Below are 17128 nucleotides of genomic sequence, written 5' to 3' on the forward strand. Positions count from 1 at the left end.
ACGCGAAGCCCCCGGTTGTTCCCCCGTGATCGGGGGCTTCGTTCTGCACAAAACCACCTCGTTCCACCGTCAGGCGCCGCCTCCCCCTCACCCAGGGTCACCGCTCTCTTCGCGCCGCCGCGCCCCGCCACCCGACCCGTTCTTGCCCCGTACCGCCCTCTTCGGCCTGCGCCGATCCCGCAGGTACCATGCGAGTCCGTGCCGCCGCAGGCCACGGGACCGCGGTGCGCGCGAGGGCCAACTTCCGCCCTTCGTACGTGAGTTCGAAAGCGCAGCGGTCGGCACGCGCCCGGCGGCAGCACACGGGGGATGTTCTTGTGGGGGGACGGATGGATGTCGGAACTCAGGGTTCGCCCGCCCCGGCCGAGCTCGCCTGGCTGCGTGCGGTCGACGCCTATACGGTCGGCGCCTATCCGCAGGCGGAGGAGGAGTTCCGGGCGGCGGTACGGCTCGATCCGTCGATGGCCGACGCCTGGCTCGGCCTGCACGCCCTGCGCGCCGACACCGCCATCGCCCTGCTGCGGATGCACCGGCACCGTGACCGCTTCGGCGAGATGCGCGCCCGCCACCGACGCACCCTCAACTCCTGGTACTGGCTGGGCTGGTGGGTGCAGCCGGTGCTGGAGACCGGCCGCGACCTGCTGCTCGCCCACGCCTCGCACTGGCTCGACGGGCGCCATGTCGCCGAGCTGGACCAGGCGCTGGCCGGCTGCCCGCCGGTGGACACCGACCCCCAGGTGCGCTTCCTGCACGCCTGCCGCTCCTACCTCGTCAAGGACTGGGAGCAGCTGGTACGGCACACCGAACCGCTGCTGGGCGACCCCGTACTGGGCATCGAGGCCGGGCTGTTCGGCGGGATGGCGCGGGTGCGGCTGGAGATGTACGGGCAGGCCGAGCCGCTGCTGGCCACCGCGCTGATGCGCTGCCGCAGCGAGCAGCCGCAGCGCAAGGAGCTGCGCTACTGGCTCGCCCGCGCCCACGAAGGCACCGGCCGCAGCGCCGCGGCGCTCCCCCTCTACCGCGCGGTGCACCGGGTGGACCCGGCGTTCATGGACACCGCGGCCCGGCTCGCCGCGATCACCGAGGCGGACGACCTCGACGAGGGCTCCGACCTCGCCACGGTCTCCGCCTCGGGCCTGGGCCAGGAGGCCGGCGGCGATCTGGACCCGCTGGCGCCGCTCGATCCGGTCGACGGCCGGGAACTGCTGGCCGGTGGGGAGGCGGCCAGCACCGACGGCGCGGCGGCCGGCGGTGCACCGGCCGGGGGCGACACCTCGGCCCGGGTCAAGGCGGCCCCGCGCGGACCGCGGGCCGCCGAGCGGCTGCCGGCCGGGCCCGCCGACCCGGTGCTGCTGGAGAAGGCGCTGGCGGAGCTGGAGCGGATGGTCGGCATGGAGCCGGTCAAGCGGCAGGTGCGGGCGCTGTCCGCGCAGCTGCGGATGGCGGGGCTGCGGGCGGGCCAGGGACTGCCGGTGCAGCCACCCAAGCGGCACTTCGTCTTCTCCGGTCCGTCCGGCACCGGCAAGACGACCGTGGCCCGCATACTGGGGCGGGTCTTCTACGCGCTGGGGCTGCTCGGCGGCGACCACCTCGTGGAGGCCCAACGCGCCGATCTGGTCGGCGAGTTCCTCGGGCAGACCGCCGTGAAGGCCAATGAGCTGATCGACTCCGCGCTGGGCGGCGTGCTCTTCGTGGACGAGGCGTACAGCCTGTCCAATTCCGGCTACAGCAAGGGCGACGCCTACGGCGACGAGGCGCTGCAGGTGCTGCTCAAGCGCGCCGAGGACAACCGCGACCGGCTGGTGGTGATCCTCGCGGGCTATCCCGAGGGCATGGACCGGCTGCTGGCGGCCAACCCGGGGCTGTCCTCCCGCTTCACCACCCGGGTCGACTTCCCCAGTTACCGGCCGTTGGAGCTGACCGCGATCGGGGAGGTGTTGGCCGCCGAGAACGGCGACGGCTGGGACGAGGAGGCCCGCGAGGAGCTGTCCAGCATCAGCGCCCACGTCGTCGACCAGGGCTGGATCGACGAGCTGGGCAACGGCCGCTTCCTGCGCACCCTCTACGAGAAGAGCTGCGCCTACCGCGATCTACGGCTGTCCACCTGGCGCGGCACCCCGGCCCGCGACGACCTCGCGACGCTGCGGCTGCCCGATCTGATGCAGGCGTACGGCGAGGTCTTCTCGGGCCGCGGGCCGGACCCCCAGGGGCCGGTGCCGCCGCGGTAGCCGCCCGGCGCACGGCCGGTCGGCCACGGGCGGGGCGGCTGCGGCCGGATCAGCCCGCCAGCGCCGGGTCGTCGGCGGGCAGCGCCGCCTCCCCGCGGGGCTCCGGTGCCCGGTGGTGCGCCGGATCGCGGACCTCGCCGACCAGCATCTCCAGGACGTCCTCCAGGGCCACCAGCCCCAGGACCCGCCCGGTGGGGTCGGCGACCGCCGCCAGGTGGGAGGCCGCCCGCCGCATCGCGGTCAGGGCGTCGTCCAGGGGCAGCTCGGCGCGGAGCGTGGTCATCGGGTGCCAGATCCGCTGGGGCACCGCACGGTCCCGTTCCTCCAGGTCGAGGACGTCCTTGACGTGCAGATACCCCATGTACGCGCCGCCGGGTGCGCAGACCGGGAAGCGCGAGTAGCCGGTCCGTACGGTCAGCTCCTCCACCTGGCGGGGCGAGACCGTCGGCTCGACGGTGACCAGGGCCGCCCGGTCGAGGAGGACATCGGTGACCGGGCGGCTGCCCAGTTCCAGGGCGTCGGAGAGGCGCTCCTGCTCGGCCGGTTCGAGCAGGCCCGCCTGGCCGGCGTCCTCCACCAGGTGGGTCAGCTGTTCGCTGGTGAAGACCGCCTCGACCTCGTCCTTGGGCTCGACGCGGAAGAGCCGTAGCACCCCGTGGGCGCAGGCACCGAGGAGGGCGGTGACCGGGCGGCACAGCCGGGCGAAGGCGACCAGGCCGGGGCTGAACCACAGGGCGGTCTTCTCGGGCGCCGCCATCGCCAGGTTCTTGGGGACCATCTCGCCGATGACGAGGTGGAGGAAGACCACCAGCGCCAGGGCTATGACGTAGCCGAGCGGATGGACCAGGGCGGCGGGCAGGTGCACCGCCTCGAAGAGCGGCTCCAGGAGGCGGGCGACGGTCGGTTCGGCGACCGCGCCGAGCGTCAGCGAGCAGACGGTGATGCCGAACTGGGCGGCGGCCATCATCTGCGGGAGGTTCTCCAGGCCGTACAGCACCTGGCGGGCCCGTCCGGACCCCTCGGTCGCCAGCGGCTCGATCTGCGAGCGGCGCACCGAGACCAGGGCGAACTCCGCGCCGACGAAGAAGCCGTTGGCGAGCACCAGCAGTACCGCGAACAGGAGCTGGACCAGGGTCATCGGGCCACCTCCGCACCGGCCGCCGCGGGCTCACGGGTGGCGGGGGCGGCGGGGGCGGTCCGGACCAGCCTTATCCGCTCGGCGCGGTGGTGCGAGACCAGTCGCACCCGCAGCCGCCAGCCGTCCAGTTCCGCGGTGTCGCCGGGGGCCGGGATCCGGCCGAGTATGTGTGCCACCAGTCCCGCCACCGTTTCGTACGGCCCTTCCGGGGCCTCCAGGCCGATCTTGCGCAGGGTGTCGACCCGGCAGCCGCCGTCGGCGTCCCAGGTCGGGCGGCCCTCCTCGGGCGGGGCCTGGCCGAGCTCCGGCAGGTCCACCCCGTCGTGCTCGTCGCGGACCTCGCCGACCAGTTCCTCGATGATGTCCTCCAGCGTGACCACACCGGCCGTGCCGCCGTACTCGTCGACGACCACCGCGATCGGCTGTTCGCTGCGCAGCCGCTCCAACAGCGGCTGCACCGGCAGCGTCTCGGGCACCAGCAGCGGCGCCACCGCGATCCGCCCGACGGGCGTGCGCAGCCGGTCCTCCGCGGGGACGGCCAGCGCGTCCTTGAGGTGCACCATGCCGACGACCTCGTCGAGACGGGTGTGGTAGACGGGGAAGCGGGACAGGCCGGTGGCCCGGGTCAGGTTCACCACGTCCTCGGCGGTCGCGGTCGCCTGGAGGGCGCTGACCCGTACCCGCGGCGTCATCACGTTCTCCGCGGTCAGGTCGCCCAGCGACAGGGTGCGGACAAAGAGGTCCGCGGTGTCCTGCTCGATGGCGCCGGCGCGGGCGGAGTGCCGGGCCAGCGAGACCAGTTCACCGGGGGTGCGGGCGGACGCCAGCTCATCGGTCGGCTCCACGCCCAGCGCCCGGACGAGCCGGTTGGCGACGGTGTTCAGCAGGGTGATCACCGGCCGGAAGAAGCGCGAGAAGGCCTGCTGGGGACCGGCCACGAAGCGGGCGACCGGCAGCGGCTTGGAGACCGCCCAGTTCTTGGGCACCAGCTCGCCGATCACCATCTGGACGGCGGAGGCCAGCAGCATGCCGATGACGACGGCGACGCCGGGGACCGCGCCCTTGGGCAGGCCGGTCGCGCGCAGCGGCCCGGACAGCAGCTGGGCCAGCGCGGGCTCGGCGAGCATACCGACCACCAAGGAGGTGATGGTGATGCCGAGTTGGGTGCCGGAGAGTTGGAAGGAGAGTTCGCGGAGTGCAAGGACCACGGTGCGGGCGCGGCGGTCGCCGCCGTCCGCGGCCCGTTCGGCGTCCGCCTTCTCGACGGTGACAAGGCCGAACTCGGCGGCCACGAAGAAGCCGTTGGCCAGGATCAGCACCAGGGCCGCGGCGAGCAGCAGCAGGGGGCCGGTCATGCCGCCGCCTCCGTGGTGTGCGCGGGAGAGGGAGGGGCGGCGCAGGTACTACAGGACGATCCGTCCATTGCCGGAGGGAGTCACTCCTCGGGTCGCAGGGGCCCGCTAGCGGGCTGGGCGCGGGCGCGCCCCGGGGAACAGAGTAAACATCGGGGACCGCATCAGGGCAGGCTCATCCGGCCGTGTGGTCGAGCGCACCGTGCTTCTCGGTCAGATCGCGCAGCGCCCGGGCGTCCCGGATGGCCTGGTCCCTGGCGATTCCGGGCTGGATGCCCATGGCGGGCAGGCTGGTGCCGTCGGCGAGGTCGAGGTGGACCCACGGGTCACCGACCCGCAGGTTGACCCGGACGATCTGGGCCCAGGCCAGCTCGCGCTTGGTGGTGAGGTTGACCACCGTGACGCCCTCCTGCCGCGCGACCACCTTGGGGCGGCTGAGCAGCAGGAGGACGGCGCCGACCAGCAGGCCGGTGACGACGAAGCTGAGCCGCTCGCCACCGGTCAGCTTCGGCAGCGCCATGGCGATCGCCGTGAGGGCGGCGAGCTGGGCGAGGCCGACGGTGTACAGGACGACCCGGGTGCGGGTCGGCCGGAAGGTCACCGGGAGGCTGGGCAGAGAGGGCTGTGTTTCCGCGGACACGTCGTGGTCTTCCGTGATCTTCCGTGGTCTTCCGTCGTCTTCGTCGTACGGAGCGGGCCGGTCAGAGCCGGCAGGCGTGGATGCCGGTGGTCAGGATGGCGCGGGCGCCCAGGTCGTAGAGCTCGTCCATGATGCGCTGGGCGTCCTTGGACGGGACCATCGAGCGGACCGCGACCCAGCCCTCGTGGTGCAGCGGGGAGACGGTCGGCGACTCCAGGCCCGGGGTGAGGGCCACGGCCTTCTCGACGTGCTCGACGCGGATGTCGTAGTCCATCATCACGTACCGGCGGGCCACCAGGACGCCCTGCATACGGCGGAGGAACTGGCGGACCTTCGGGTCGTCCTCATCGGCGCCGGTGCCGCGGATGACCACGGCCTCGGAGGTGAGGATCGGCTCACCGATGATCTCCAGGCCGGCGTTGCGCAGGGTGGTGCCGGTCTCCACCACATCGGCGATGATCTCGGCGACGCCCAGCTGGATGGCGGTCTCCACCGCGCCGTCGAGGTGGACGACCGAGGCGTCCACGCCGTTGTCGGCGAGGTGTTGGGTGACCAGGCCGGAGAAGGAGGTGGCGACGGTCATCCCGCCGAACTCGCTGACGTCCTTGGCGGTACCCGGGCGGGTGGCGTAGCGGAAGGTCGACCCGGCGAAGCCCAGCTGGAGGATCTCCTCGGCCGGCGAGCCGGAGTCCAGCAGCAGGTCACGGCCGGTGATGCCGATGTCGAGCTTGCCGGAGCCGACGTAGACCGCGATGTCCCGGGGGCGCAGGAAGAAGAACTCGACGTCGTTCTCCGCGTCGACCAGGACCAGCTCCCTGCGGTCCTTGCGCTGGCGGTAGCCGGCCTCATGAAGCATCGCCGACGCAGGCTCGGACAGTGAACCCTTGTTGGGGACAGCGATGCGCAGCATGAGAGCGAGTTCCTTTGCGGGTGAGGAGCGTTGCGGTGGGTGCAGGGGGTGGATCAGAGGTGGGCGTAGACGTCGTCGAGGGAGATGCCCTTGGCGACCATCATGACCTGGAGGTGGTAGAGGAGCTGGGAGATCTCCTCGGCGGCCGCCTCGTGGGACTCGTACTCGGCGGCCATCCAGACCTCCGCGGCCTCCTCGACGACCTTCTTGCCGATCGTATGGACACCGGCCTGCACCAGCTCGGCGGTACGGGAGGTGGCGGGGTCGCCGGTGGCGGCCTTCTGCTGGAGCTCGGCGAAGAGCTCCTCGAACGTCTTCTTGGACATGATGGTGGCTACCCTACGCGGTGATTGTGCAGCGGCGCGCAGCGCCTCGATTCGTGGGTGGTGGCGGGCGACGGGCGGGCGGCGCGCAGCGCCTCGACTGATGGGTGGTGGCGGGCGACGGGCGGGCTCAGCGCCAGGGCTCGGACACGGTCCGCAGGGTGGCGGCGGTGGCGACGGCGGCGGTGACCGCCTCGTGGCCCTTGTCCTCGACCGACCCTTCGAGGCCCGCGCGGTCGAGCGCCTGCTCCTCGGTGTCGCAGGTGAGCACGCCGAAGCCGACCGGGACGCCGGTGTCCACCGCGACCTGGGTCAGGCCCTGGGTGACGCCCTGGCAGACGTAGTCGAAGTGCGGGGTGCCACCGCGGATGACCACGCCGAGGGCGACGATCGCGTCATAGCCCCGGCCGGCCAGGACCTTGGCGACGACCGGCAGCTCGAAGGTGCCGGGCACCCGCAGCAGGGTCGGTTCGTCGATGCCCAGCTCGGTCAGGGCGCGCAGGGCGCCGTCGACGAGGCCGTCCATGACCTTCTCGTGCCACTGCGCGGCGATCACGGCCACCCGCAGGTCGCCACAGTTCTTCACGGTCAGTTCGGGTGCGCCCTTGCCGCTCACGGTTCTCCTCGTTGGGGTGATGGTGGGGTGGTGGGGTGGACCGCCGGTCCGGTGCTACTGGTTGTCGCAGGTGGTCGCGGTGGTGGGGGCCGCCTCGTCGCCCGCTCCGGTGCCGGTGTCGGCACCGGGGTCCAGCCAGGGCAGGTCGTGGCCCATGCGGTCCCGCTTGGTGCGGAGGTACCGCAGGTTGTGTTCGCCGGCCTGCACGGGCATCGGCTCGCGGCCGGAGACCGTCAGGCCGTGCCGCACCAGGGCGGCGGTCTTGTCGGGGTTGTTGGTCATCAGGCGCAGCGAGCGCACGCCGAGGTCGGTCAGCATCTGCGCGCCGGCAGCGTAGTCGCGGGAGTCGGCGGGCAGCCCCAGTTCGAGGTTGGCGTCGAGGGTGTCCCGGCCGCGCTCCTGGAGCTCGTAGGCGCGCAGCTTGGACAGCAGTCCGATGCCGCGTCCCTCGTGGCCGCGGAGGTAGATCACCACACCGCGGCCGGCCTCGGCGATGCGCTCCAGCGAGGCCTGAAGCTGGGGGCCGCAGTCGCAGCGCAGCGAGTGGAAGACGTCGCCGGTCAGGCACTCGGAGTGGACCCGCACCAGGACGTCGGTGCCGTCGCCGAGGTCGCCGGCGACCAGCGCGATGTGCTCGACGCCGTCGACGGTGGAACGGTAGCCGTACGCGGTGAACTCGCCGTGTGCGGTGGGCAGCCGGGTGGTGGCCTCGCGGCGGACGGTGGGCTCGGACGACCTGCGGTAGGCGATCAGGTCCTCGATGGAGATGATCGACAGGCCGTGCTTGCGGGCGAACGGCACCAGCTCGGGCAGTCGCAGCATGGTGCCGTCCTCGCCGGCGATCTCCACGATGGCGGCGGCCGGGCGCAGTCCGGCGAGCCGGGCGAGGTCGACGCCAGCCTCGGTGTGGCCGTTGCGGACCAACACGCCGCCGGGCCGGGCGCGCAGCGGGAAGATGTGGCCGGGCCGGACGAAGTCGCCGGCCACGGAGTCGCCGGCGGCCAGCAGCCGGAGGGTGGTGGCGCGGTCGGCGGCGGAGATGCCGGTGGTGACGCCGTGCGCGGCGGTGGCGTCGACGGAGACGGTGAAGGCCGTCCGCATCGACTCGGTGTTGTGCTCGACCATCTGCGGGAGCTCCAGCCGGTCCAGCTCCGGGCCTTCCATGGGGGCGCAGATCAGACCGCGGCACTCGCTCATCATGAAGGCCACGATCTCGGGGGTGGCCTTCTCCGCGGCGATGACGAGGTCGCCCTCGTTCTCGCGGTTCTCGTCGTCCACGACGACGACCGGCCGGCCTGCGGCGATATCGGCGATGGCCTGCTCGACGGGGTCCAGCGCCAGCGCCTCCGGTCCGTCGACGGGGGCGTCGTACCAGCTCTGCAGTGCGGTCATGCCGCTGCTCCTTCCAGGACGGGGCGCTCCGCGGCGCGGGAGCGGAGCCACCAGTCGCGCAGGCCCCATACGACGAGCGCGAGGTAGACGACGTAGACGAAGCCGGAGAAGGCGAGCCCGCTGCTGAAGGCGAGCGGCACACCGACCACGTCGACCAGCAACCAGGCGAACCAGAACTCGACCAGGCCGCGGGCCTGGGCGACCATCGCGGCGAGCGTGCCGACGAAGATGTAGGCGTCCGGCCAGGGGTTCCAGGACAGCTGCGGCAGCAGGGTGAACAGGCCGCCGACGGCGACGGTGCCCAGGGCGGTGCCGGCCAGCAGCACCACGCGCTCCCGGCGGCCGGCGAAGCGTACGGCGATGGTGCCGTCCTGGGCCTGCCGCCGGCCGCGCTGCCACTGCCGCCAGCCCCACAACGCGACCCCGATGACCAGGAGTTGCTTGCCGACGCCGCCGCTGAGGTGGGCGGAGGCGTAGGCGGCGACGAGGATCACGCCGGAGAGGAACTGGGCGGGCCAGGTCCACACCGACCGCCGCCAGCCGAGCGCCAGGGCGGCCAGGCCGATGGTGTTGCCGATCATGTCCGACCAGATGACGTGCTGCCCGAAGGCGGTGAAGGCCTGGCCGTTCAGGGCGTCGAGGGCGCTCACCGGTCCATCTCCTTGATCTCCTCGATGTCCCTCAGGTCCGTGCCGTCCCCGCCCCGGCCCAGCAGCCGCTCGACGTACTTGGCGAGGACGTCGACCTCCAGGTTCACCGGGTCGCCGGCCTGCTTGAGGCCCAGCGTGGTCAGGGCGAGGGTGGTCGGGATCAGGCTGATGGTGAAGTAGTCGTCGGCGGCGTCGACGACGGTGAGGCTGACGCCGTCGACGGTGATGGAGCCCTTCTCGACGACGTAGCAGGACAGCGCGGGCGGCAGTGCGATCTTGACGATCTCCCAGTGCTCGCCGGGGATGCGCTCGACGAGGGTGCCGGTGCCGTCGACATGGCCCTGGACGAGGTGCCCGCCGAGCCGCCCGCCGAGCGCCATGGGGCGCTCCAGATTGACCCGCGAACCGGGGGCCAGCGCACCGAGGCTGGAGCGCTGCAGCGTCTCGGCCATCACATCGGCGGTGAACTCGCCGTTGGCGGTGTCCACGACGGTCAGGCAGACGCCGTTGACCGCGATCGAGTCACCGTGCTTGGCGTCCTCGGTGACGACGGGGCCGCGCAGGCGGAACCGAGCGGAGCGAGTGGGGGCACCCCCAGCGGTAGCTGGGGGAGCATCACCGAGGTTCTCGACGGCGACGACCTCACCCAGTTCTTCGACGATTCCGGTGAACACTTCAGTTCTCCTCGTGGAGGGCGGGACGGACGGGCGTGGCGGTGATGCGCAGATCGGGACCGAGCCGTTCGGTGCCGGTCACCTCGAGCCGCAGCGCCCGGGCGATGGTGGTGATTCCGGCATCGCCGAGGGCGGCCGGCCCGGCACCGAGCAGTACCGGCGCGAGGTAGCAGACGACCTTGTCGACGGCCCGGGCGGCGAGGAAGGCCCCGGCGAGGGTGGGCCCGCCCTCCAGCAGGACGGAGCGCACCTCCCGTGCGTACAGGGCCTGGAGCAGGGCGGGAATGTGCAGGCCGCGCCCGTCGGTGGCGCGCGGGAGGCGCACCAGCGGGGCGAGGCCTTCGAGGTGGGCGGCGTCGGCGTCCTCGGCGACCGCGATGAGGGTGGGCGCGGTGCCGTCCAGGACGCGGGCGCCGGCCTTGACGGCGGTGGCGCCGGAGTCGACCACGACCCGCAGCGGCTGGCTGACCTCGTCGTCGGCCAGTCCGCCGATCCGGGCGCCGAGCTGCGGGTCGTCGGCGCGGGCGGTGCCGGAGCCGACGATCACGGCGTCCGCGGCGGCCCGCAGCCGGTGTACGTCGGCGCGCGACTCGGGCGAGGAGATCCAGCGGCTGGTGCCGTCGGCGGCGGCGATCCGGCCGTCGAGGGTGGCCGCGTACTTCCACAGCACGAAGGGACGGCCGCGCTGCACGGAGGTGAGCCAGGCCTCGTTGCCGGCCGTGGCCTCGTCGACGAGCAGGCCGCCCTCGACGTCGATGCCGGCCTCGGCCAGGGTGACCGCGCCGCCGGTGGCGGCCGGATCGGGGTCGGAGACGGCGTAGACGACCCGGGCGACACCGGCGTCGATCAGCGCCCGGGCGCAGGGGCCGGTGCGACCGGTGTGGTTGCACGGTTCGAGGGTGACCACGGCGGTGCCGCCCTGGGCCCGGTCGCCGGCGGCGCGCAGGGCGTGGACCTCGGCGTGCGGCCCGCCGGCCCGCTGGTGGTAGCCCTCGCCGACGATGCGGCCGAGCGGGTCCAGGATGACGCAGCCGACGACGGGGTTGGGGCTGGTGTGCCCCAGACCGCGCGCGGCGAGCTCGATGGCTCGGCGCATCGCCGCGGTTTCGACGGGGGCTGCGGTGGCCACCGGGTCCTCCTGCCTCATCGGGCACGGACTCCGGGGCTGTCGGAACGACAGAAGCGGAAACGGAACGACGAAAACACCGGGACGTACGACAGGGCCCGTCCGGAAACGACCGGACGCGCCGCCGACGGCGGTGTACCGAAGCTCGCCCGCCGCGCACTGCCTCCCATCCGGACTTTCACCGTCGGTGCAGGAATTCCACCTGCTCAACCGGCCGCTGGCTGCGGACGGGTCGCGGACTATTACCGCCGGTTCGGAATTACACCGACCCCGGAGTGCGCTGCTGCTCTTATGTCAGTACAGCTTCAGTCTGCCACGGCCGATCGTCGCCCATGCGAGCGAAGCGCTGTGGGCTGCCTCACAGCCCCCGGCGCGCCGCCGTGTCACAGGCGGGGCGGGTGATCCGTCATAGCGGGGAGGGCACGCACCGCGGGCGCGCCCTCCCCCACCGCACCCACCCCACCTCAAGGACTGATCGGCGATGGCGACACTTCTGGTCACCGGCGGCACGGGCACCCTCGGGCGCCCCCTGATCGACCGGCTGCTCGACGACGGCCATGACGTCCGCTCGCTGAGCCGGCGCCCGCACACCGGCTTCGGGCGGCTCCGGCCGGAGTCGTACGCGGTCGATCTGCGCGACGGCACCGGGCTGCGCGAGGCGGTGGCCGGGGTGGACGCGATCGTGCACTGCGCCTCCACGCCGAGCGGCGGCGACGCCGAGGCGGCCGGACGACTGATCGAGGCGGCACGGGCGGCGGCGGTGCCGCACCTGTTGTACATCTCGATCGTCGGTGTGGACCGGGTGCCCATCGGCTACTACCGCACCAAGCTCGCGGTGGAGCGGCTGATCGAGGGGTCGGGCCTGGGCTGGACGGTGCTGCGGACCACGCAGTTCCACCAGCTGGTGCTCAAGGTGATCAAGGCGGGCGCCCGGTCGCCGGTGGTACCGGTGCCGACCGGGCTACGGGTGCAGCCGGTCGAGGTCCGCGAAGTGGCCGACCGGCTGGCCGTGTTGGCGGCCGGGGAGCCGGCCGGGCAGGTTCCGGATCTGGGCGGCCCGGAGGTGCTGACGGCGCGTGAGCTGGTACGGGCCACGCTGGAGGCGGGCGGCCGGCGCCGGCTACTGCTGCCGGTACGGCTGCCGGGCGCGGGCGCCGCGGCGCTGCGGCGGGGCGGCAACCTCACCCCGGAGCACGCCGAGGGGCGACTGACCTATGCCGCGTTCCTGGCGGAGCGGGCGGGCCGGGACGCGGAGGAGTGAGGGCCGGCCGCGCGGGCAGCGGCGGGTGACGGCGTACGGGCGGGCGGGCCCGGGGCCGCCGCGGTGGCCGGCGGCCCGGAACGGTCCTGACGACCGGCGGCGCACAGCGGTCGTGACGGCCGCCGCCCCGGAGCGGCCATGACGGCGACGGGCCGCGGCCGTGCGCCGGTCCGGTCCGGTCCCGTCCGGTCCGGCGGCCGGGCCCGCTGAGGCAACCCCCGCCGAGGCAAGCCCCGCTCAGGCTGCCTCGGCTGCGCCCGGGTCCGCGTCCGATGCCGCGTCCGCCGCCACGTCGGCGGCGTCCGGCTCGGGCCGGAGCAGCTCGGTGGCGACCGCCCGGGCCCGGTCCGACCACGGGGTCGGGCGCAGCGTCTCCGCGTCGACCCGGACCAGCACCCGGTGCCCCTGGGCGAAGGTCACCGCGCCGTCGGCCGAGCAGAGCCGGAAGCCGTAGGTCAGACCGGTGCGGCCGAGGCGCTCGACCCACAGGTGCGCGGCGTAGCGGCCGGGGCTGGTGACCGAGCGCTCGTAGGAGACCCGCATCTCCTTGATGACGTTGCACATGTCGCCCGCGGCGGCCCAGTCGCCGTCGAAGCGGAAGCCGCGGCCGTGCCAGTACTCCGCCCAGGCGCGCTCGGCCAGCAGCGGGTAGCGGGAGTTGTGCAGCATGCCGAGGGCGTCGAGGTCGTCGAAGTGGACGGTGACCGGGACCAGTTGGCCGTAGGCGACGGGGTCGGCGGCCTGGAGGGATTCGACGCTCACGGGGTGGGGCTCCTGTACTTCTCGGTTCGCTGGGGCGGAGCCATGGTAAGCGGACGCTTAGGTCACCGCGCCCACCGGCCCGGGGTCGACCGCCCGCCCGAAGCGGCGGCAGTGACCGAGGCCATACCAGCCGCAGAACCCACCAGACCACCAGGAAGCGGACTTACGCCGCTCTAGCATTGCCCGGTCATCACCGTGTGGAGAAGTGGAGCAACCATGGGCCTCGGCGTGCGCTGGACCGTGCATGGCGACGGGCGCAACCCGGCCCCCGGAGCCGTGGTCAGACCGGACGAGCGGCTGACGTGGCCGCGGACGGTGGGTCTGGGCGCGCAGCACGTCGTCGCGATGTTCGGGGCGAGCTTCGTCGCCCCCGTCCTGATGGGGCTGGACCCCAACCTGGCGATCATGATGTCCGGGGTCGCCACAGTCATCTTCCTGCTGGCCACGCGCGGCCGGGTGCCGTCCTACCTCGGCTGCTCGCTCTCGTTCGTCGGGGTGGCCGCGGTCATCCGGGCGCAGGGCGGCACCAGCGCCACCGTGACCGGCGCGGTGCTGGTCGTCGGGGTGGTGCTGTTCCTGATCGGCCTCGCCGTACAGCGCTTCGGGGCGCGGGTCATCCACGCCGTGATGCCGCCGGTGGTCACCGGCGCGGTGGTGATGCTGATCGGCTTCAACCTGGCGCCGGTGACGGCGACCACGTACTGGCCGCAGGACCAGTGGGTGGCGCTGCTGACCATGCTGTTCACCGGGCTCGCGGTGGTCTGTCTGCGCGGCTTCTGGTCCCGGATCGCGATCTTCCTCGGACTGGTCTTCGGCTACGCGGTCTCCTGGGTCTTCGACCGGGTCTTCGGGATGATCCACTCGGTGAACGGCGCGGGGCAGATCACCGACCACTGGCGGCTGGACTTCTCCGCGGTCGGCAAGGCCGACTGGATCGGGCTGCCGCAGTTCCACGGGCCGAGCTTCCAGTGGTCCGCGGTCCTGGTGGCACTCCCCGTGGTGATCGCCCTGGTCGCGGAGAACGCCGGACACGTCAAGGCGGTCGGCGAGATGACCGGGGACCCGCTGGACGACGAGCTCGGCACCGCGATCTCCGCGGACGGCGCGGCCTCGGTGCTCTCCACCGCGCTCGGCGGCCCGCCCAACACCACCTACTCCGAGAACATCGGCGTGATGGCGGCGACCCGGGTCTACTCCACCGCGGCCTACTGGGCGGCGGCCGGCTTCGCCCTGCTGTTCGGCCTGTGCCCCAAGTTCGGCGCCGTCGTGGCCGCCATCCCCGGCGGGGTGCTGGGCGGCATCACCGTCATCCTCTACGGCATGATCGGCCTGCTGGGCGCCCAGATCTGGGTGCACAACGCGGTGGACCTGCGCAATCCGCTCAACCTCGTGCCCGTCGCCGCGGGCGTCATCATCGGCGTCGGCGGTGTCAGCCTGCACATCAGCGCCCACTTCGAGCTCAGCGGCATCGCCCTGGGCACGATCGTGGTCCTGGCCGGCTACCACGTCCTGCGCGCCCTGGCCCCCGCCCACCTCAAGGAGCAGCCGCCGCTGCTGGACGAGGGCACCTCGTCGTACGACGACGAGGACTGAGCCGCCGGCCCGCCGGGCCTCAGTGCCCCAGCCTGCGCACCGCCTGGTAGTACGTCCAGGCCAGGCGGTCGCAGGCGGTCCGCTTCCGGCCGGAGCGGTGTGCGCAGACCCGCTTCAGGTCGGCGTACAGCGCGCTGTCCAGCCGTGGCTTGTTGACGCGGAAGGCGCCGGCCGCCTTGTAGTTGCGGTAGCCGAAGTCGTGCCGCGCGCAGGGCAGGTGGAAGGGCAGGCCCAGCGGCCTGTCGGGCGCCCTGGTGCAGTAGTCCGTGGACCAGTCGAAGCGGTAGGCGGACCACCTCGACCGCTCACCGCGGGCCGCCTCCCACCTGCGGGAGCTGGCCGCATCGGGCTGCGTCCAGCTCGCCAGCACCCGGGGCCGGGCGGCCGGCACCCGCTGCGCCGGAGCGGCGGCGGACAGCAGCGCCGCCACGCTCAGCAACACGGTCACCAGCGCGGCGGAACGTCGTGAGGGCATGGGCCAACCTCCGGGACGGCGCGCCGTGTTGACCGCGGCGCTTCCTGGAACGCGGAACGATCCGGCGTCCTCACCGGCCGGTGCGGTGCCCCTCCGGCGGTGCGCGGGGCGGGCCACAAGAGGGCGCGCCGGTTATTACCCCCTTCCGGGCAACGGCAACCGGCGGGTCGCGCCCCGGCCACGGACCGGCTGCCACGCTGGGGCCATGACGACGACTCAGGAGCAGCGCGGCGATGACCGCGGCCGGCCGGGCACCCCGACCGCTGGCGGCGTGGCGGAGGTGCTGGCACGGATGCGGGCGCTGGACGCCGCGCTGCCCACCGAAGACGGGGTGGCCGTCTTCAACGGGGTCTATCTGACCGTCACCGAAGCGGTGGCGCAGCGGATCGCGGGCGGCGGGTTCGCCGACCCGCGATCCGCCGGCGAGCTGGACATCCGCTTCGCCCGGCGCTACTTCGCCGCGGTGGACGCCGCGACCGCCGGGCTACGGGCGCCCGCCTGCTGGCGCCCGCTCTTCCAGCTGCGTCGCCACCCGGGGGTGCACCCGCTGCAGTTCGCGCTGGCCGGGATCAACGCCCATATCGGCCATGACCTGGCGCTGGCGGTGCTGGACACCTGCCGGGCGCTGGAGTGCGAACCGGACGCCCTGGAGGGCGACTTCGACCGGGTGGGCGGGGTGCTGACGAGCCTGGAGGAGCGGATCCGCGAGCAGCTGATGCCCGGCCCGGACGTCCTGGACGTGGCCGATCCGCTGACCCATCTGATCGGCTCCTGGAGCCTGGACAAGGCCAGGGACGGCGCCTGGGTGGCGGCCCGGGCGCTGTGGACCGTACGCCGGCTGCCGGAGGTGACCGAGGAGTTCACCGAGCGGCTGGACGCCGGGGTGGGCCTGGTCGGGCGGATGCTGCTGACCCCGCTGTCCGGCTGACCGGGCGCCCCACCGCTTCTCATCCCCGAACTCCCGTGCACCGGCGGTACGTTGGCCGGGACGACGGGTGACCGACGACACTCACGAGACGAAGGAGGGTGGTGCATGACCATCCGACTCGGTCTGGGCCTCCCGCAGATGCGGCAGTACGACCTCGGGCGGGACGTCGCCGATGTGGCGCGGGCGGCCGAGCAGACCGGTTACGCGAGCCTGTGGGTCTTCGAGCGGGTGCTGTTCCCGGAGCCCGCCACCCAGGGGCTGTACAACGTCCCGGGCCTGCCCTGGCCGGACCAGTACCGGTCGGTGGCCGACCCGCTGGTGACGCTGGCCCTGGCCGCCGGGGCCACCGAACGGGCCCGGCTGGGCACCAGCGTGCTGGTCGCCCCGTTGCACGTCCCCTTCCAACTGGCCCGCGCCCTGGCCTCGCTGGACGCGGCGAGCGGCGGACGGGTGGTGGCCGGCCTGGGCACCGGCTGGTCGCTGGACGAGTACGCGGCCGCCTCGGTCGCCCCGTTCGCGCGGCGCGGCGAGGTGCTCGACGAGGTGATCGACGTCTGCCGGGCGGTGTGGGGGCCGGACCCGGTGACGTACGAGGGCGCGCTGACCACCGTCGCCCCGTCCGTCGTGGGCCCCAAGCCGAAGGGGCCGCTACCGATCCTGCTGCCGGCGAACAACCCCCGGACGCTGCGCCGGCTGGTGGACCGGGCGGACGGCTGGATGCCGGTCGGCGCGGGGGCGAAGGCGCTCGCCGCACAGTGGCGGCAGCTCCAGGAGCTGGCCGCGGAGCGGGGCCGTCGGGAGCCGGTGCAGAGCGTGCTGCGGGCCAATGCCGACCACACCGGCGCCCCGTACGACGGGCCGGACCGCCGCCCGTTCCAGGGCAGCGTGGCGCAGATCGTGGCGGACCTGGCCGAGCATGCCGCGGTGGGCGTGGCGGAGGTCCTGATCGATCTGCAGGGCCGGGCCCGGGACGCCGAGGAGCTCAAGGACCTCGCGGCGGAGGTGTACACCGCGGCGCGGGCGGCGGGGGTGTAGGGCCGTCCACAGCGGCAGCGGGGCC

The 17128-nt window shown here is 73.3% G+C and carries 17 protein-coding genes and 1 riboswitch; of the genes, 5 read left to right on the top strand and 12 right to left on the bottom strand.

The features are described 5' to 3' along the window. The first annotated feature begins 329 nt into the window (after nucleotides 1-329). Nucleotides 330-2228, top strand: a complete 1899-nt coding sequence (locus AB0G84_RS09095) for an AAA family ATPase (protein ID WP_361317641.1) — start codon at nucleotides 330-332, stop codon at nucleotides 2226-2228. Nucleotides 2229-2277: 49 nt separating this feature from the next. On the opposite strand, the gene AB0G84_RS09100 is transcribed toward AB0G84_RS09095, so the two are convergent. From AB0G84_RS09100 to ribD, 10 genes are all read right to left on the bottom strand, one after another. After that, entirely contained in the window at nucleotides 2278-3366 is a 1089-nt protein-coding gene (locus AB0G84_RS09100) for a hemolysin family protein (protein WP_361317643.1), read from the bottom strand. Then, a complete protein-coding gene (locus AB0G84_RS09105; RefSeq protein ID WP_361317645.1) occupies nucleotides 3363-4721 on the bottom strand; it encodes a hemolysin family protein in 1359 nt (452 codons plus the stop codon). Before AB0G84_RS09105 ends, AB0G84_RS09100 begins: the two co-directional genes overlap by 4 nt. Before the next feature lie 172 nt (nucleotides 4722-4893). Beyond that, nucleotides 4894-5358, bottom strand: a complete 465-nt coding sequence (locus AB0G84_RS09110) for a PH domain-containing protein (protein WP_361317648.1) — start codon at nucleotides 5356-5358, stop codon at nucleotides 4894-4896. Between the two features lie 61 nt (nucleotides 5359-5419). After that, a complete protein-coding gene (gene hisG, locus AB0G84_RS09115) occupies nucleotides 5420-6268 on the bottom strand; it encodes an ATP phosphoribosyltransferase (protein ID WP_361317650.1) in 849 nt (282 codons plus the stop codon). Nucleotides 6269-6321: 53 nt separating this feature from the next. Then, nucleotides 6322-6594, bottom strand: coding sequence for a phosphoribosyl-ATP diphosphatase (locus AB0G84_RS09120; protein ID WP_030412067.1), 273 nt, complete (start codon nucleotides 6592-6594; stop codon nucleotides 6322-6324). 127 nt (nucleotides 6595-6721) lie between these two features. After that, nucleotides 6722-7207 (bottom strand): 6,7-dimethyl-8-ribityllumazine synthase, encoded by a 486-nt coding sequence (gene ribH, locus AB0G84_RS09125; protein WP_361317652.1) that lies wholly within the window; start codon nucleotides 7205-7207, stop codon nucleotides 6722-6724. A gap of 54 nt (nucleotides 7208-7261) precedes the next feature. Beyond that, nucleotides 7262-8599: a bifunctional 3,4-dihydroxy-2-butanone-4-phosphate synthase/GTP cyclohydrolase II gene (locus AB0G84_RS09130; RefSeq protein WP_361317655.1), complete on the bottom strand. Its 1338-nt coding sequence runs from the start codon at nucleotides 8597-8599 to the stop codon at nucleotides 7262-7264. After that, complete coding sequence (locus AB0G84_RS09135; RefSeq protein ID WP_361317657.1) at nucleotides 8596-9249, bottom strand: nicotinamide mononucleotide transporter family protein; 654 nt, start codon at nucleotides 9247-9249, stop codon at nucleotides 8596-8598. The genes AB0G84_RS09130 and AB0G84_RS09135 overlap by 4 nt, the downstream gene beginning before the upstream one ends. Then, the gene (locus AB0G84_RS09140; protein WP_361317659.1) at nucleotides 9246-9923 is read right to left on the bottom strand and encodes a riboflavin synthase; all 678 of its coding nucleotides are present in this window, start codon (nucleotides 9921-9923) and stop codon (nucleotides 9246-9248) included. Before AB0G84_RS09140 ends, AB0G84_RS09135 begins: the two co-directional genes overlap by 4 nt. Nucleotide 9924: 1 nt before the next feature. After that, on the bottom strand, nucleotides 9925-11052 hold the full coding sequence (ribD, locus tag AB0G84_RS09145) for a bifunctional diaminohydroxyphosphoribosylaminopyrimidine deaminase/5-amino-6-(5-phosphoribosylamino)uracil reductase RibD (RefSeq protein ID WP_361317661.1): 1128 nt from the start codon (nucleotides 11050-11052) through the stop codon (nucleotides 9925-9927). Nucleotides 11053-11201: 149 nt separating this feature from the next. Beyond that, nucleotides 11202-11332: riboswitch (FMN riboswitch) on the bottom strand. Nucleotides 11333-11530: 198 nt separating this feature from the next. Here ribD and AB0G84_RS09150 point away from each other — a divergent pair. Then, nucleotides 11531-12310, top strand: coding sequence for an NAD(P)H-binding protein (locus tag AB0G84_RS09150; protein WP_361317664.1), 780 nt, complete (start codon nucleotides 11531-11533; stop codon nucleotides 12308-12310). Nucleotides 12311-12547: 237 nt separating this feature from the next. Here the strand turns inward: AB0G84_RS09150 and AB0G84_RS09155 are convergent, their stop codons facing one another. Continuing rightward, nucleotides 12548-13072 (bottom strand): thioesterase family protein, encoded by a 525-nt coding sequence (locus AB0G84_RS09155; RefSeq protein WP_361317667.1) that lies wholly within the window; start codon nucleotides 13070-13072, stop codon nucleotides 12548-12550. A gap of 216 nt (nucleotides 13073-13288) precedes the next feature. On the opposite strand from AB0G84_RS09155, the gene AB0G84_RS09160 reads away from it, so the two are divergent. Next, the gene (locus AB0G84_RS09160; RefSeq protein WP_361317670.1) at nucleotides 13289-14665 is read left to right on the top strand and encodes a solute carrier family 23 protein; all 1377 of its coding nucleotides are present in this window, start codon (nucleotides 13289-13291) and stop codon (nucleotides 14663-14665) included. Between the two features lie 19 nt (nucleotides 14666-14684). Here AB0G84_RS09160 and AB0G84_RS09165 read toward each other — a convergent pair whose 3' ends face one another. Next, nucleotides 14685-15140: a phospholipase gene (locus AB0G84_RS09165; protein ID WP_361317673.1), complete on the bottom strand. Its 456-nt coding sequence runs from the start codon at nucleotides 15138-15140 to the stop codon at nucleotides 14685-14687. Between the two features lie 271 nt (nucleotides 15141-15411). On the opposite strand from AB0G84_RS09165, the gene AB0G84_RS09170 reads away from it, so the two are divergent. Beyond that, a complete protein-coding gene (locus tag AB0G84_RS09170) occupies nucleotides 15412-16068 on the top strand; it encodes a DUF5995 family protein (protein WP_361317863.1) in 657 nt (218 codons plus the stop codon). Nucleotides 16069-16173: 105 nt separating this feature from the next. Next, entirely contained in the window at nucleotides 16174-17103 is a 930-nt protein-coding gene (locus tag AB0G84_RS09175) for an LLM class F420-dependent oxidoreductase (protein ID WP_361317675.1), read from the top strand. Nucleotides 17104-17128: the final 25 nt, after the last annotated feature.

The sequence above is a fragment of the Streptomyces sp. NPDC020742 genome (assembly GCF_040641675.1).
Lineage (GTDB): Bacteria > Actinomycetota > Actinomycetes > Streptomycetales > Streptomycetaceae > Streptomyces.